We start from the raw sequence: 14,851 nt of genomic DNA on the forward strand, positions 1-14,851 counted from the left end.
GGGGAGAGTGCTACCCTTCGAACAATTCCAATCCTTGCCGCAGAGGACAAGATGGCCGAGGTCGAACACAATTACGCCGCCCGCGTCAGCGTCACCGAAAGCGCCGCCGAGCGCGTCCATACCCTGATCAAGATGGAGGGCAAGCCCAACATGATGCTGCGCCTGGGTGTGTCGGGCGGCGGCTGCTCGGGCTTCTCCTACGGCATCTCCCTCGACGACAAGGTCGGCGACGACGACCGGATGTTCAGCGAATTCGGCGTCACGTTGGTGATCGACCAGACCTCGCTGGACATGCTGGACGGCTCGGTGGTGGATTACGTCGAGGATCTGGCCGGTTCGTCCTTCCAGATCAAGAATCCCAACGCCACCTCCACCTGCGGCTGCGGCAGTTCGTTCTCGGTCTGACGCTCGTCGCTGTCCGGCGCTACCAGCTCGGACACTGCCCGTTGACCCGGCGGTAATTGCCCGGCGTGTCGATGGCGGCGTTGCGGGTCTTCAGCTCGGCGGCGAAGGCCTCGAAGGTCGGCTTCATGGCCGCCGTCAGCTGATCCTTGAACTCGGCGGTGACCGCATCGGGACTGGCCGTGGTGATGCGCGGCAGAATCCGCGCCGCCACCCGATGCAGCACCGTCTCCGCCTGGGGCGTCCAGTGGCGGAAGGCGTCGCGGCTGATGGCCACGTGCTCGTCCTCGTGGGTGCGGATCACCCGGTACTGGCAGCCGCCCGGCGGGTATTCCCGCGCGATGTCCACCTTGATCTCGGTGATCTTCCACACCCCCTCGACGCGGGCCAGCCCCATGCAGCGCCGGCCCTGCCCCAGATCGATCTGCCAGCCCTGGACCCGAAGCTCCAGATTGGTGGTGGTGCGGGTCAGGCCGGTGGTGAAGTCCTTGGAATCGGCACGGCTCAGGCCCGACAGGGCGGTGATGCGCGCCCGGCTTTCAGCGCTGCTGTAGGTGGGTTCGGCCATCCAGGTGGAAAAGGTCACCGTGCGGGCCGGCACATAGGCCCCACCCGGCGGGCAGGCCTGGGCGAAGGCGGCGGAGGCAAGCAGGGTCAGCAGGGCGGCGAGCAGACTAACCCTTCCCCCCCGGTTTGGCCGGCAGGGTGAAGTGGAACGTGCTCCCCTGCCCCGGCACGGACTCCACCCAGATGTGGCCGCCGTGGCGCTCGACGATCTTCTTGGCCACCGCCAGGCCGATGCCGGTGCCGTCATACTCGGTCCGGGTGTGCAGGCGCTGGAAGATGACGAACACCCGCTCGAAATACTTGGGATCGATACCGATTCCGTTGTCGCTGACCGAAAACCGCCAGAAGTCGCCATCACGCACAGCCCCGACATGCACGCGCGGAACCGTCCCGGGCGCCCTGTATTTTATGGCGTTCCCCACCAGGTTCTGCAACAGGCTGACCATCTGGACCTCGTCGCAGTCCAGTTCGGGCAGCGGGTCGCGGGTCAGTTCGGCCCCGGCCTCCTGGATGGCGGCGCCCAGATTGGTCAGAACCGTGTCCAGCACCGCCTCCATGCGCACCGGCTGGAAGGTGCCGCCGTGGGTGGTGACCCGCGAGAACACCAGTAGGTCGGTGATCAAACGGTGCATACGCACCGCGCCGTCGGTGGCGAAGCGGATGTATTCCCGGGCGGCGTCGTCCAGCGTCGCGTCGTAGCGGCGCTGGAGCAGTTGCAGGAAACTGGTCACCGTGCGCAGCGGTTCCTGCAGGTCGTGGGAGGCCGCATAGGCGAATTGCTGCAGTTCGGTGTTGGAGCGCTCCAGTTCGGCGCTGCGCTCGGCCAGTTCCCGCTCGGCCTTCTTGCGGTCGGTGATGTCGTGGATGCTCCAGCGGGTGCCGATGATCGCCCCGCTGTCGGCGAAGATGGGCTGGAAGCTGGCCGTCACCCATTTGACCAGACCGTTGCGGCAGATCAGGCGGAACTCGATGCCGCTCTCGAACGTGCCGGCCAGCGCCGCCTCGCGCAGCCGGCGGATGGTCTCGCGGTCGTCCTGGTGGACCATGGGCAGCGGATAATCCTCCATGGCCAGGCACTGGTCGATGGAATAGCCGGCCAGACGCTCCACCGCCGGATTGACCCATTGCAGCCTTCCGTCCTGGTCCAGCCAGGATTCCCAGTCGAAGGTGTAGTCGGCGATGGCGCGGAAGCGTTCCTCCTTGGCCTGCAACGTCTCGCGGGCCCGCTCCACCTGTTCATGCTGGAGATGGATGATCCTGTCGGCGCGGCGCACGATCAGGAACAGAACCAGATAGAGGCCGGCCAGGATGGCCGCCACCAGCCCGCCCAGCCGCCACACATTGGCCCGCAGGCGCTCCATGGACGGGCTGGTGTCGGAATAGAGCTCCAGCCCGCCGATCACCCGGCCCGACTCGCCGGCCACCGGCATGATGGTCTGCACCACCCAGCGGTCGGCCACCGAGCCGTCCAGGGCCGGCATGCCCGGCTGGAAGGTCATCCTGGTCCAGGCCCGCCCCGTCCCCATGGCCGCCATCGCCCCGGGATTGCCCGCGAAGCTTTCCCCCACCTCGCCGCGGACGGAGGAATAGACCGCGCGGCCTTGGCCGTCGTAGACGCGGATCTTCAGGATGGGCAGCCCGGCCGACAGGCTGTCGAAGGCGATGTCCAGGGCGCGCAGTTCGCCGCGGCGGCGCAGCACCTCGGCCGGAACCGCCGACGTCGAAAGGAAGAACGGCTGGAACTGGCGCCAGAAGGTGTTGCTGAAGCTGGTGGCGAGCCGGGTGTTCTCCTCCTCGGCCGATTGCAGGAATTCCTCCATCTGGTCGTGGCGGTAAAGGGCCGCCAGGACCGATGTGGTGATGATCAGCGCCACCGCGCTGGCAATGGAGTAATAGCGCAGCAGCCTGAACCTGGGGTTGATTCCGTTTTCGCCTGCCACCAGATCCCCCACCCCGCACCACCTGGATTTAGTATGCATGTTCCGCATTTATCCTTATAGCCCGATTCATGCCGGGCTGCCTTGTGGAAACCGCCGGGTCCTGTATCCTCGGGCGCCGTCACAACCCAGCCGGAACGGATGAAACCATGGGCCTGCGCATCGCCACCTGGAACGTCAATTCGGTGCGGGCCCGCCTGGGCAACGTTCTCGACTGGCTGGGCGGCTTCGCCCCCGACGTGGTGCTGCTGCAGGAGATCAAGTGCCAGGACCACGACTTCCCGCGCCTGGAGATCGAGGCCGCCGGCTATCACGCCGCCGTGCACGGCCAGAAGAGCTATAACGGCGTCGCCATCCTGTCGCGCCACCCCATGAGCGACATCAGCCTCGGCCTGCCCGGCGACGCCGCCGACGAGCAGGCCCGCTATATGGAGGCCACCATCGCCGGTTGGCGCCTCGCCTCCCTTTACCTGCCCAACGGCAATCCGGCCCCCGGCGACAAGTTCGACTACAAGCTGGCGTGGATGGCGCGCCTCGAGCGCCATGCCCGGACCCTGCTGGCCGGCGGCGTGCCGTTCGTCCTGGGCGGCGATTTCAACATCTGCCCCACCGACGACGACGTCTATGATCCGCCCAGCTGGCGGGGAGACGCCCTGTGCCGCCCCGACAGCCGCGCCGCCTGGCGGGCCATCGTCAACCTGGGGCTGACGGAGGCCTTCCGCGCCCTGCATCCCGGCGAAAAGGGCCGCTATTCCTTCTGGGATTATCAGGCGGGCGCCTGGCCGCGCGACGAGGGCCTGCGCATCGACCACTTCCTGCTGTCGCCCCAGGCCGCCGACCGCCTGCATTCCTGCGACATCGACAAGGGGCCGCGGGGCAGGGAAAAAGCCTCGGACCACACGCCGGTGTGGATCGAACTGGATTAAAGGGGCAGCGGACAGGCCGGGCCGCTCATGCGGCCTTCCCTACCAGCCGCGCCATGCCCAGCAACAGATTGCGGGCCGAGATCGGCTTTTCCATGAACTCGTCCGCCCCGGCCAGCAAGGCCAGATCGCGGTTGGCCATGCGTTCGTGCCCGGAGAGGATCAGCACCGGCAGACGCGCCTGATCGGGTGGCCCGCGCCGCAGCCACTTGACCAGATCGAGGCCGCTTTCCTGGCCCACGTGCCAATCGGACAGCAGGATATCCAGGGGATCGTGACCGATCACCGCCTTGGCCGAATCCAGGTCGTGGACGGCCGTGACGTTCACCACCCCGACGCTGAGCAGGATGGTCCGCAGGATCTCGGAGAAATTGACATTGTCATCAACCAGCAGGACGCGGAGACGCGCCCAGTCCACCTGAACCGCCTTCGGCCCGCCGCCGCCGGTCATGGTCACCCGCTGGGCCGCCGCCTCGGCCCCCGGATGGCCGATCACCCACGAGCGGTAGTTCATGTCGGTGGTGCAGATGTGATCGATCAGCCAGGAATTGAGGAAGGCCAGGCATTCCCTGGCCCGCACCCCCGACTTGTCCTCGTTGTAGCGGGCCTTCAGCGCCGTCACCTTGTCGGCGAAACTGGCATGGGTGGCGTGGTGCTGGGTCAATAGAGGGTAGCGGCAGGCCTCCATCATCTTCTCCTCGCGGGCGAAATGATGGGCGGCGTACTCCTCCAGGGCCTGCAGCACGCTGCCGACCGCCGAATATTCCTCCTCGTCGCCGATGGAGCGATGCAGATTGTTGATCAGGCCGATGAGGGTCTTGTGGTCGGAATCGAGCAACGGCACGCCGACGCTCATCCGTTCGCTCCACGTCACCCCCATCGTCCGGTCCTTTCCTCAGCGATCGAGCTGGGAGACGTCGCGCACCGCGCCGCGCGCCGCGCTGGTGGTCATGGCGGCATAGGCCTTCAGCGCCGCCGAAACCTGACGGTCGCGCTCCACCGGCTTCCACGCCTTGGCGCCCAAGGCCAGCATGGCCTGACGCCGCTTTTCCAGTTCGGCATCGGACACCCGGATTGCAATGCTGCGGTTCGGGATATGGATGTCGATGATGTCGCCCGCCTGGATCAGGCCGATGGCGCCGCCCTCGGCCGCCTCGGGCGAGACGTGGCCGATGGACAGGCCCGAGGTGCCGCCCGAGAAGCGGCCGTCGGTGATCAGGGCGCATTCCTTGCCCAGCCCCATGCTCTTCAGGTAGCTGGTGGGGTAGAGCATCTCCTGCATGCCCGGCCCGCCGCGCGGGCCTTCGTAGCGGACGATGACCACGTCGCCGGCCTTGACCTGCCCGCCCAGGATCTTGGCCACCGCCTCGTCCTGGCTTTCACAGATCACCGCCGGGCCCGAGAAGACCAGATTGTCGTCGTCCACCCCGGCGGTCTTGACGATGCAGCCGTCGAGCGCCAGGTTGCCGAACAGCACCGCCAGGCCGCCATCCTTGGAAAAGGCGTTGTCAACCGAACGGGTGACGCCCTTGGCGCGGTCCTTGTCCACCTCGGCCCAGCGCTTGCTTTGTCCGAACGCCTCGGTGGTGCGCACCCCGCCGGGGGCGGCCTTGTAGAACTCCACCACCTTGGGATCGTCGGAGCGCGAGATGTCCCAGGTGTCCAGGGCCTCGGCCAGGGTGCGGGCATGGACGGTGCCGCACGCGCGGTTGATCAGCCCGCCGCGGTCCAACTGGCCCAGAATGCCCATGATGCCGCCGGCCCGGTGCACGTCCTCGATATGGACGTCGGGCACGTTGGGCGCCACCTTGCACAGGCAGGGCACCCGGCGGGACAGGCGGTCGATGTCATTCATGCCGAAGGCGACACCGGCCTCCTGCGCCGCCGCCAGCAGATGCAGCACGGTGTTGGTGGAGCCGCCCATGGCGATGTCCAGCGTCATGGCGTTCTCGAAGGCCTGGAAGGTGGCGATGGAGCGCGGCAGCACCGAAGCGTCGTCGCCCTCATAGGCCCGCTTGGCCAGGTCGACGATGCGGCGCCCGGCCTCGAGGAACAGCTCCTTGCGGTCGGAATGGGTGGCGACCACCGTGCCGTTGCCGGGCAGGCCGAGGCCCAGGGCCTCGATCAGGCAGTTCATGGAATTGGCGGTGAACATGCCAGAGCACGAGCCGCAGGTCGGGCAGCTTTCCTTTTCGAAGGCCAGGGCCTCCTCGTCCGAGACGTTCTGGTCGGCGCCCTTGATCATGGCGTCGATCAGGTCCACCGCGTGGGTCTCGCCCTGATAGGTGACCTTGCCGGCCTCCATGGGGCCGCCCGAGATGAAGATGGTCGGGATGTTGAGGCGAAGCGACGCCATCAGCATGCCGGGGGTGATCTTGTCGCAATTGGAGATGCAGACCATGGCGTCGGCGCAATGGGCGTTGACCATGTACTCGACGCTGTCGGCGATCAGTTCGCGCGACGGCAGCGAGTACAGCATGCCCGCATGGCCCATGGCGATGCCGTCGTCGATGGCGATGGTGTCGAATTCCTTGGCGACACCGCCCGCCTTCTCGATCTCGCGCGCCACCATCTGGCCCAGGTCCTTGAGGTGCACGTGGCCGGGCACGAACTGGGTGAAGGAATTGGCGATGGCGATGATCGGCTTGCCGAAATCGGCGTCGGTCATGCCGGTGGCGCGCCACAGGCCGCGGGCGCCGGACATGTTGCGGCCGTGGGTCGAGGTACGGGAACGATAAGCGGGCATGGTTGTCAACCTTCGTTTACAGAGTCGCTGCCGGGTCAGCCCCGGACCTTCTCGGGATTGGCGATGCCCAGGCGCTCGGCCTCGGCGTCGAAAGCCTCGCGGTAGAGCGGGAAGGCGCGGGTCTTGACCACCTCCTCCCCGGTGCGGGCGTGGGTGTATGTCTCGCGCACCAGCAGCGGATGGGCGGCCTTGTCGGGGCAGGCATCGCCCTCGGCGATCAGCGCCTTGATCTGGGCGGTCAGCCCGGCGATGTGACAGGAATCGATATCGGCGTCGCCATGCAGTTCCTCCAGTTCGGCGCGAAGCTCCTCGAGCTCGGCGCGCAGGGCCTCGTTCTCGGCCCGCAATTCTTCCAGTTCGTCCATGGCTCAACCTCCCAGAATGGCCGGCAACCCGGCCAGATCGGCCGCCGTCGCCCTTGTCCCCTGCGGCGTTTTCTCCGCCGGGGTATTGTCACGGTTGATCCACACCACCTGGAAGCCGAAGGCGGCGGCGCCGCTGACGTCCCAGGCATTGGCCGAGACAAAGCATACGCTTTCCGGCGCCAGGCCGAAATGGGTGGCCGCCAGATTGTAGACCAGGGGATCGGGCTTGAAGCGTCCGACCGCTTCCGCCGACAGCACCGCGTCGAGACTGTCCGCCATGCCGGCCGCCGCCACCGCGCCTCCGATCATGCGGGCCGATCCGTTGGACAGGATGGCGGTGGAACAGCCCATGGCCCGCAGGCGGGCCAGAGTCTCCACCACCTCGGGATAGGGGGACGGGGTCAGCCAGCCCTCCATCAGCCGCAGCCGCAACCGGGGATCGTCCAGGCCGATGGAGTTCATGGCGAAGTCCAGGGCCTCGTCGGTCACCCGCCAGAAATCGGCGCCGGCCCCCGGCCGCAACGGCAGCCAGCTGATCTCCAGCTGCCGGCGGCGCCAGACCCGCATCAGGGTGTCGGCCCGCTCGCCCAGTTCCGCCCGTACAGACCGGGAGATGCCGCTCAGGTCGAACAGGGTGCCGTAGGCGTCGAAGACGCACACCCTGGCAGGCGCGAGTATCACGGCGCGGCCTCCGCCGTGCGCCGCGCCCAGCGCTTCAGATCGGCTTCCAGGGTGGGCCCCACGGGCTTGCCCAGGCGGCGGCGGTAGACGGCGACGCTTTCCATTACCCGCTGTACGTAGTTGCGGGTCTCGCTGAACGGAATCATCTCCACCCAGTCCACCACGTCCACATTGGGGTCGCGGGGATCGCCGTATTCGCGGATCCAGCGGCGCGCCCGCCCCGGCCCGGCATTGTAGGAGGCCAGGGCCAGGATGTAGGAGCCCTCGAAACTGCTCACCAGATCGCGCAGATAGGCCGAGCCCACCGCCACGTTGAAGTTGGGCTCGTCCAGCTTGTTGACGTGATATTTCAGCCCCAGCGACTTGGCCACCTTGGAGGCGGTGGACGGCAGCAGTTGCATCAGGCCCTTGGCCCCGGCCGGCGATTCGATGTCGGCGACGAAGCCGCTTTCCTGACGGATCAAAGCGAGGACCAGGGCTTTTTCCGGGTTGCTCTCGTCGGCCGCCAGCGCAGGAACCGGCCAGCCGGCCTGCACCAGGGTGACGCCCTCGCGGTCGGAACGGCGCGCCACGGTCAGCCCCAGGTCATGGCGGCCGGTGCGGCTGGCCAGGCCCGCCACCAGGGTGCGTTCGCCCGGGGTCTGGACAGTGTCGTTGAGGCGGATGAAGAACGAGCGCAGCAGCTCGCTTTCCCCCGCCTGCATCAGCAGGCGGGCGGCGGCGACCACGTCGCGGGCCTCGAAGCGGGCCAGATCCTCGGGGGTCGGCTGCGGCTCGTCGGGCAGCGGCCAATGATGCTCGCCCAGCCGGGACGCCCCCAGCTGGCCGTAATAGGTGGTGGAATAACGCGCCGCCCGGGTGAACCAGTCCCGCGCCTTGGCGTCGCCCGCCGCCTCGAAGGCGCGCCCCGCCCAATAGGCGGCGCGGGCCCGCGAGATGGGATGGCTGGCCCATTCGTGCAGGCGGGTGAAGTGGTGGACTGCCGTGGTCTTGTCGTCGAGGAAGCGCAGCGCCACCCAGCCGGCCAGGAACTCGGCGTCCACGTACTGGACGCCGCCCTCCAGCCCATGGTCGGCCGCCGCCTGATAGGCCCTGGACACCAACCCCTTCTGCAGCGCCCGGCGGGCCAGGATGGCGCGCTCCTGCCACCACAAATCGGGGCGGACCTTGTTGCGCGACGGATGGGCCAGCAGATCCAGGGCGTCCTCGTCCATGTCCTTCTGGCGGCGCCAGCGCACCCGCTCGTAGATCAGGCCGGGATCGTCGCGCAAGGTGGCGGGGACGGCGTTGATCAACGGCTCGGGATTGGCCTTGCCCGATTGCAGGGCGAGGCGGGCTTGGGCCACGGCACGGTGGCCGGGATCGACCTTCATGATCATCCGCTGGACCGAGGTCTCCTGGCGGTCCCACAGCAGCCGGTCGAGGCGGCGCCAATGGTCCTCGTAGCGCAGATGCTCGCCGAAGAGGTTGAGGTACTGCTTTTCCTGCAAGGCGCCGAAGCTCAAGGTGACCCAGGTGTCGCGGATCACCTGCACCGCCTGCTCGCCCCGCCCGGCGGCGAACAGGGCCCGCGCATAGGCTTGGCCGCCGTCGGCGGTGGTCGGCGGGTGCGAGTCGAACCAGGCCAGTACCTGGGCGGCAGGGGTGGCGGCGGTGATGGATTCCTCGGCCCGCCGGGTCATCTGGCTCATCATCGGCCATTCGGGATTGGCATGGATGAAAGTGGACAGCTGGGCGAACTCGGCCCCCGACCGTCCGGAGACATAGGCCATCCAGGTGATCAGGCGGGGCAGCACCTTGGATTGCGACTGGCGCGCCAGCCGGGCGGCCTCGTCGAAATGGTCGCGCTTGGCGGCGGCGATAGCCTGCCGGGTCAGGGCCGGATCGGCCGCGGCCGTGCCCGACATCGGGCCCAGGCTGAGGAAAGCGGCGAGGACAAGGGTAACGGGGAAAAACTTCAACGGCTGGAATCCTGGCCGACGGTCAAGGGGGAGGTATTCTAGAGGCCTCTCCCAAGCGCTTTCAAGCCGAACCGCTTTCAAGAACGCCGTCGCGCACCCGGACCATGCGGTCGAAGCGGTCGTAGATCTTCTCGTCGTGGCTGACCACCAGCACCGCCGCGTCCTGTTCCCGCGCCACCTTGATCAGCAGATCCATGACGATGGCCGCCCGCTGGGAATCCAGGGCGGCGGTGGGTTCGTCGGCCAGAATCAGGCGGGGATGGTTGGCCAGGGCGCGGGCGATGGCCACCCGCTGGGCCTCGCCGCCCGACAGTTGCCCGGGCGACGCCTCGGCCCGGCCGCCCACCTCCAGGTAGTCGAGCAATTCGTCGGCGCGGTTCTGCGCCGCCCGCCGGTCGCGGCCCGCCAGTTCCAGCACCACGGCGACGTTGTCGCGGCTGTTGAGGAAGGGCAGCAGGTTGTGGAACTGGAAGATGAAGCCGATCTTGTCCAGGCGCAGCCGGCGCAGATCGCCGCCGGCCCAGGCGCCGTCATAAACCACCGCCCCGTCCAGCACCATCCGCCCGGCATTGGGCTCGACGACGCAGCCGATGATGTTGAGCAGGGTGCTCTTGCCCGAACCGCTGGGTCCCAGCAGCCCCACCACCTCGCCGGGATGGAGCGACAGGTCGACACCGCGCAGGGCGTCGACCCGCGAGCTTCCCTCGCCGAAATGCTTGGCGATTCCCGTCAGTTCGGCCAGGGCGCCCACACCGTTCATCCTCACCCCCCCAACGCCGCCGCCGGCTCGATGCGCAGCGCCAGCCGCACTCCCAATCCGCTGGACAGCACGCAGACCATCAGCACCAGCCCGCCCAGCATCAAGGCGTCTTCGGCCTGCAGAACCACCCGGCGGGGAAATCTGTCAGCCACGAGGCTGACAAGGGTCAGTCCCATGGAAAAGCCGATCAGTCCCATGGCCAGGGCCTGCTGCAGGATCAGCCCGACGATGGTGCGGTCGGGGGCGCCGATCAGCTTCAGGGTGGCGATCTCGCGGGTCTTGTCCATGGTCATGGTATAGATGATCAGCGCGATCACCACCGCCGACACCACCATCAGGATGGCGGTGAACAGGCCGATCTGGCGCCGCGCCTTTTCCACCACGGATTCCACCAGGATGGCTTCCTGCTGCGCCTGGGTGGCGGTCCCCAGATGCTTCCAGCGCCCGATCTCGCGGGCCACCCGGTCGGCCGGGGCGTCCGGCCCCAGCCGGGCCACCACCGCGTTGACGGTGTCCAGCGCCGGCGGCGGCGCGCCCCGGGCCTGATCGCGGCGGTAGGTGGAGGGCTTGGGCAGGAACTGCAGGTCCTGGGCGTCGCGCAGGCTGAGGAACAGCACCGGATCGCCGCCGGTCGACAGGTGATTGCGGGTCAGCCCGACGATCAGGTACTCGTCGCGGCCCAGGCGGACCCTGCCGCCCAGCCCGATGCCGGCCCGCTGGTCGATCACCGCCTCGCCGTGCCGGACGGCGATGGCCCGGCCCGTCTCGATGGCGGCGGGGCCGCCCATGCGGCCGGGCTCGTAGCCGACCACCTGAAGGCGCAGCTTGCGGTCCTGATGGATGGTCTCGACGGTCTGGTAGGTGACGGCGCCGGCCTCGAGAATTCCGGGAACCCGGGCCACCATCTCGCGGGTATCGCCCGGCATGCGCGACGCCTCGGCGAACGGCCCCCGCGAGCCCGCCTCCACCACCCACAGATCGGCGGCGGGGGCGCGCACCAGGGACAGGGCGTCCTCGACCAGACCGCGATAGATGCCGATCATGGACAGCACCACGCCGAGCAGCAGGGCCAGCCCCAGGCAGGTCAGCAGGAAGCGCCCCAGCTTGTGGCGGATATCGCGCAGGGCCAGATTCATGGCGGCGCGTCTTTGGTGCGGACCGAACGCCCTTCCGCCAAGCCGGACACCAGCCGGGTCACCACCCGGGCGCCGTCAGGCAGGCCGCCGGCCACCTCGAGGCGGCCGTCCAGGGTGCGGTGCCCGAAGGACAGAGGCCGGCGGGCCAGCCGCCCGTTTTCCACCACCCAGGCCACGCCCTGGCGGCCGTCGAAGCCCTCGACGGCCGTACCGGGCACCAGGATGGCGCCGTCGATGCGGGCGGTATCGATCACCACCTCGGCCTGCTCGCCCAGATGCTGCGGGCACTCGGCACAGGCCACGTAGATCTTCCGCTCCTCGGTGGTGCGGTCGCTCTCGATATCGATGCGCACCACCCGGCCGGCGAAGCGCTTGGCCGGGGCGGAGCGCAGCCGCACCTCGGCCCCCTGCCCCACCGCCACGCCGCCGGCCAGGGTCTCGTCCACATAGGACAGGACCCAGACGGTGGCGGGATCGAACAGGGTGAAGATGCCCTCGCCCGGCGCCACCACGCTGCCCAATTCCCGCGAACGCAACGAAATCCGCCCGTCATAGGGCGCGGTCAGGGTATGGCGGGCCAACAGAACCTCGTTCAGCTCCAGCTGGGCGCGGGCATCGGCCAGAGTCGCCAGGGCCAGGGCCACCTCGGCATTGGCGGCCTGGGCATCGGCGCCGGCACTGACCGCCGCCGCATGGGCGTCGCCGAAGGTCTCCTCGCTGACCGTTCCCGAGGCCACCAGGGACTTGCGGCGCTGGCTGACCTTCTCCTTCTGGGCGCGGTTGACGGCGGTCTTGGCGACGATGGCCCGCGCCGAGGTGGACTGGGCCAGGGCCTTGTCGTACAGGGCGCGGGCGGCGGCCACCTTGGCCCGCTGCTCGGCCTCGTCCAGCCGCGCCAGCACCTGCCCCCTGACCACCTGATCGCCGGCATCGGCCCGCAGGTCGATCAGGGTGCCGGCCACGGCGAAGCCCAGCCTGGAGGAAACCTTGGCCTCGATGGTACCCAGGCCGTAGACCCGGATGGGAACGTCGCCGGAGGGGACCGCCACCTCCACCGCGAGACCGCCCAGCGCCATCCACCCGGCCACCAGACCCACCAGCACTACCGCCAGCAACGAGGCCAATCGCGGGTGGGAACGCAGCGCGGCGACAACCTTCATGGGCGAGTCCCTTGGGCTAAAGATGGAAATTCAGGCATTATTTAGGCACATCTAATTTACATTGCCAATCCACGTTTGGCTCATGACTGTCATGAGTCGCGCATGGTCGTCTTGCCCCCGGATGCGGTTGCGGCTAATGTCCCTAGCTCTTTTCGACCAACCCATCTGGGATGACCGCCATGTTCAAGGGATCCATCACCGCTCTCATCACGCCCTTCCTCAATGGAAAGGTGAATGAGAAAGCGTTCCAGGATCTGGTCGCCTGGCAGATCGCCGAGGGCACCCATGGGGTCGTCCCCTGCGGCACCACCGGCGAATCGCCCACCCTGTCCCATGACGAGCACCACCGCGTGGTGGAGCTGTGCCTGGAAGTGGCCAAGGGCAAGGTCCCGGTCATCGCCGGCACCGGCTCCAACTCCACCGACGAGGCCATCGCGCTGACCCGCCATGCCAAGCAGGCCGGGGCGGACGCCGCGCTGGTGGTGGCGCCCTATTACAACAAGCCGACCCAGGAAGGCCTGTTCCGCCACTTCGAGGCCATCGCCAAGGCGGTGGATATTCCGATCATCGTCTACAACATCCCCGGCCGCTCGGTGATCGACATCGGCGTCGAAACCTTCGTGCGGCTGTCGGCGCTGCCCAACATCGCCGGCATCAAGGACGCCACCGCCGACCTGGCCCGGCCCTTGCGCATCCGCGCCGCGCTGGGTGACCGGCTGTGCCAGCTGTCGGGCGAGGACGCCACCGCCATCGCCTTCAACGCCCAGGGCGGCGCGGGCTGCATCTCGGTGACCTCCAACATCGCGCCCAAGCTGTGCGCCCAGATGCAGAACGCCTGGGCGGCCGGCGATCTGGCCACCTGCAACGAGCTGAACAAGAAGCTCATGCCGCTGCATGACGCCCTATTCTGCGAGACCAGCCCGGCACCGGTGAAGTACGCCGCCAGCCTGCTGGGCAAGTCCACCCCCGACGTGCGCCTGCCGCTGGTTCCCGCCAGCGACAACGCCCGCCACCGGGTCGAGGCGGCCATGAAGGCCGCCGGCCTGATCTAAAGGAAACAGGGGTCATGGTGCTTCCCGGCCACATCGCCGCACAAAACCGCCGGGCGCGCCACGAGTACTTCATCGTGAGCGAGGTCGAGGCCGGCATCATGCTGGTCGGGACCGAGGTCAAATCCCTGCGGGTCGGCAAAGGCAACATCAACGAGGCCTTTGCCGGCCCCATGCAGGGCGAGCTGTACCTGTTCAACGCCTATATCCCCGAATACCAGTCCAAGATGCCCTTCCCGCACGAGACGCGGCGGCCCCGGAAGCTGCTGCTGCACAAGCGCGAGATGGCCAAGCTGATGAGCGCCCTCGCCAAGGACGGCATGACCCTGGTGCCGCTGGACATCCATTTCGCCCAGCGGGGCATCGCCAAGGTCCAGCTGGGACTGGCCAAGGGCAAAAAGCTGCACGACAAGCGCGAAGCCATCAAGGAGCGGGACTGGAACCGCGACAAGGCCCGCCTGATGCGCGACAAGGGCTGAGCCCCCATCTCTTCGGCAGGCAGCCCGGAGACCGACATGACCGACAAGGACAAGCTGATCGCCGCCAAGGAGAAATGGGCGCGCGAGGGTCGCGCCCTGACGGGCGAATCGTCCGCGCCCACGGCCCGGCGCCTGCCGCCCGGCCAGCGCGAGACCTTCGACTTCCCCGTCCTCGACCTGGGCGACCAGCCCAATCTCTCGACCCGCGACTGGTCCTTGAGCGTCGGCGGCATGGTGGACAATCCCATCCGCTGGGACTGGCAGAGCTTCATGGCCCAGCCGCAGACCGAACTGGTCAGCGACATCCACTGCGTCACCACCTGGTCGCGCTACGACAATTCCTGGGCGGGCGTGTCGGCCAGGCATCTGCTGGCGGTGGTCAGGCCGCGCAGGGAGGCGCGCTTCCTGTTGCTGCGCAGCTTCGACGGCTATACCACCAACATTCCGCTGGCCCGCTTCGCCGACCACGACGTGCTGCTGGCCCATTCCTGGCAGGGCCAGCCGCTTTCCCGCGAGCATGGCGGACCGGTCCGCGCGGTGATTCCCAAGCTGTATTTCTGGAAGAGCGCCAAGTGGCTGCGCCACATCACCTTTTCCGACCGCGACACCCCGGGCTACTGGGAATTGCGCGGCTATCACGGCGAGGGGGACCCGTGGAAGGAAGAGCGGTACAGCTGAAGGGATG

Annotated in this window: 15 protein-coding genes; 5 read left to right on the forward strand and 10 right to left on the reverse strand. The window is 68.0% G+C overall.

The window, feature by feature from the left end:
- Window positions 1-51: 51 nt before the first annotated feature.
- On the forward strand, window positions 52-405 hold the full coding sequence (gene erpA / locus H261_RS00880; RefSeq protein WP_008613263.1) for an iron-sulfur cluster insertion protein ErpA: 354 nt from the start codon (window positions 52-54) through the stop codon (window positions 403-405).
- Window positions 406-424: 19 nt separating this feature from the next.
- On the opposite strand, the gene H261_RS00885 is transcribed toward erpA, so the two are convergent.
- A complete protein-coding gene (locus H261_RS00885) occupies window positions 425-1,003 on the reverse strand; it encodes a hypothetical protein (protein ID WP_008613264.1) in 579 nt (192 codons plus the stop codon).
- Window positions 1,004-1,076: 73 nt separating this feature from the next.
- On the reverse strand, window positions 1,077-2,909 hold the full coding sequence (locus tag H261_RS23150) for a sensor histidine kinase (protein WP_161624994.1): 1,833 nt from the start codon (window positions 2,907-2,909) through the stop codon (window positions 1,077-1,079).
- A gap of 146 nt (window positions 2,910-3,055) precedes the next feature.
- On the opposite strand from H261_RS23150, the gene xth reads away from it, so the two are divergent.
- Window positions 3,056-3,832: an exodeoxyribonuclease III gene (xth, locus tag H261_RS00895; RefSeq protein WP_008613266.1), complete on the forward strand. Its 777-nt coding sequence runs from the start codon at window positions 3,056-3,058 to the stop codon at window positions 3,830-3,832.
- Window positions 3,833-3,857: 25 nt separating this feature from the next.
- Here the strand turns inward: xth and H261_RS00900 are convergent, their stop codons facing one another.
- The 8 genes from H261_RS00900 to H261_RS00935 form a co-directional block, all read right to left on the reverse strand.
- Window positions 3,858-4,709, reverse strand: coding sequence for a bacteriohemerythrin (locus H261_RS00900; RefSeq protein ID WP_152426632.1), 852 nt, complete (start codon window positions 4,707-4,709; stop codon window positions 3,858-3,860).
- A 15-nt stretch (window positions 4,710-4,724) separates the two neighbouring features.
- Window positions 4,725-6,575 (reverse strand): dihydroxy-acid dehydratase, encoded by a 1,851-nt coding sequence (ilvD, locus tag H261_RS00905; protein ID WP_008613276.1) that lies wholly within the window; start codon window positions 6,573-6,575, stop codon window positions 4,725-4,727.
- 35 nt (window positions 6,576-6,610) lie between these two features.
- The gene (locus H261_RS00910; RefSeq protein WP_008613278.1) at window positions 6,611-6,940 is read right to left on the reverse strand and encodes a hypothetical protein; all 330 of its coding nucleotides are present in this window, start codon (window positions 6,938-6,940) and stop codon (window positions 6,611-6,613) included.
- Between the two features lie 3 nt (window positions 6,941-6,943).
- On the reverse strand, window positions 6,944-7,621 hold the full coding sequence (locus tag H261_RS00915) for a haloacid dehalogenase type II (RefSeq protein ID WP_040475560.1): 678 nt from the start codon (window positions 7,619-7,621) through the stop codon (window positions 6,944-6,946).
- The gene (locus H261_RS00920; RefSeq protein ID WP_008613281.1) at window positions 7,618-9,582 is read right to left on the reverse strand and encodes a lytic transglycosylase domain-containing protein; all 1,965 of its coding nucleotides are present in this window, start codon (window positions 9,580-9,582) and stop codon (window positions 7,618-7,620) included. The genes H261_RS00915 and H261_RS00920 overlap by 4 nt, the downstream gene beginning before the upstream one ends.
- Before the next feature lie 61 nt (window positions 9,583-9,643).
- On the reverse strand, window positions 9,644-10,342 hold the full coding sequence (locus tag H261_RS00925; protein ID WP_040475561.1) for an ABC transporter ATP-binding protein: 699 nt from the start codon (window positions 10,340-10,342) through the stop codon (window positions 9,644-9,646).
- A gap of 2 nt (window positions 10,343-10,344) precedes the next feature.
- On the reverse strand, window positions 10,345-11,478 hold the full coding sequence (locus tag H261_RS00930) for an ABC transporter permease (RefSeq protein WP_008613283.1): 1,134 nt from the start codon (window positions 11,476-11,478) through the stop codon (window positions 10,345-10,347).
- Window positions 11,475-12,638: an efflux RND transporter periplasmic adaptor subunit gene (locus H261_RS00935; RefSeq protein WP_008613284.1), complete on the reverse strand. Its 1,164-nt coding sequence runs from the start codon at window positions 12,636-12,638 to the stop codon at window positions 11,475-11,477. The genes H261_RS00930 and H261_RS00935 overlap by 4 nt, the downstream gene beginning before the upstream one ends.
- Window positions 12,639-12,817: 179 nt before the next feature.
- Here H261_RS00935 and dapA point away from each other — a divergent pair, with 179 nt between their 5' ends.
- From dapA to H261_RS00950, 3 genes are read left to right on the forward strand one after another with little or no spacing between them, the layout of a single operon-like run.
- Window positions 12,818-13,690 carry a 4-hydroxy-tetrahydrodipicolinate synthase gene (gene dapA / locus H261_RS00940; protein ID WP_008613285.1) on the forward strand — a complete coding sequence of 291 codons (873 nt, stop codon included), beginning with the start codon at window positions 12,818-12,820 and terminating at the stop codon, window positions 13,688-13,690.
- 14 nt (window positions 13,691-13,704) lie between these two features.
- Window positions 13,705-14,166 carry an SsrA-binding protein SmpB gene (gene smpB, locus H261_RS00945; protein ID WP_008613293.1) on the forward strand — a complete coding sequence of 154 codons (462 nt, stop codon included), beginning with the start codon at window positions 13,705-13,707 and terminating at the stop codon, window positions 14,164-14,166.
- A 36-nt stretch (window positions 14,167-14,202) separates the two neighbouring features.
- Window positions 14,203-14,844 carry a sulfite oxidase-like oxidoreductase gene (locus tag H261_RS00950; protein ID WP_008613296.1) on the forward strand — a complete coding sequence of 214 codons (642 nt, stop codon included), beginning with the start codon at window positions 14,203-14,205 and terminating at the stop codon, window positions 14,842-14,844.
- The last annotated feature ends 7 nt before the right edge of the window (window positions 14,845-14,851 follow it).

It is taken from the genome of Paramagnetospirillum caucaseum (assembly GCF_000342045.1).
Taxonomy (GTDB): Bacteria; Pseudomonadota; Alphaproteobacteria; order Rhodospirillales; family Magnetospirillaceae; genus Phaeospirillum; species Phaeospirillum caucaseum.

What these genes read in the sequence shown, in the direction of transcription:
- erpA (WP_008613263.1), top strand. Translation starts at nt 52, where the DNA reads ATGGCCGAGGTCGAACACAATTACGCCGCCCGCGTCAGCGTCACCGAA.
- xth (WP_008613266.1), top strand. Translation starts at nt 3,056, where the DNA reads ATGGGCCTGCGCATCGCCACCTGGAACGTCAATTCGGTGCGGGCCCGC.
- H261_RS00900 (WP_152426632.1), bottom strand. Translation starts at nt 4,709, where the DNA reads ATGGGGGTGACGTGGAGCGAACGGATGAGCGTCGGCGTGCCGTTGCTC.
- ilvD (WP_008613276.1), bottom strand. Translation starts at nt 6,575, where the DNA reads ATGCCCGCTTATCGTTCCCGTACCTCGACCCACGGCCGCAACATGTCC.
- H261_RS00910 (WP_008613278.1), bottom strand. Translation starts at nt 6,940, where the DNA reads ATGGACGAACTGGAAGAATTGCGGGCCGAGAACGAGGCCCTGCGCGCC.
- H261_RS00925 (WP_040475561.1), bottom strand. Translation starts at nt 10,342, where the DNA reads ATGAACGGTGTGGGCGCCCTGGCCGAACTGACGGGAATCGCCAAGCAT.
- H261_RS00930 (WP_008613283.1), bottom strand. Translation starts at nt 11,478, where the DNA reads ATGAATCTGGCCCTGCGCGATATCCGCCACAAGCTGGGGCGCTTCCTG.
- H261_RS00935 (WP_008613284.1), bottom strand. Translation starts at nt 12,638, where the DNA reads ATGAAGGTTGTCGCCGCGCTGCGTTCCCACCCGCGATTGGCCTCGTTG.
- dapA (WP_008613285.1), top strand. Translation starts at nt 12,818, where the DNA reads ATGTTCAAGGGATCCATCACCGCTCTCATCACGCCCTTCCTCAATGGA.
- smpB (WP_008613293.1), top strand. Translation starts at nt 13,705, where the DNA reads ATGGTGCTTCCCGGCCACATCGCCGCACAAAACCGCCGGGCGCGCCAC.
- H261_RS00950 (WP_008613296.1), top strand. Translation starts at nt 14,203, where the DNA reads ATGACCGACAAGGACAAGCTGATCGCCGCCAAGGAGAAATGGGCGCGC.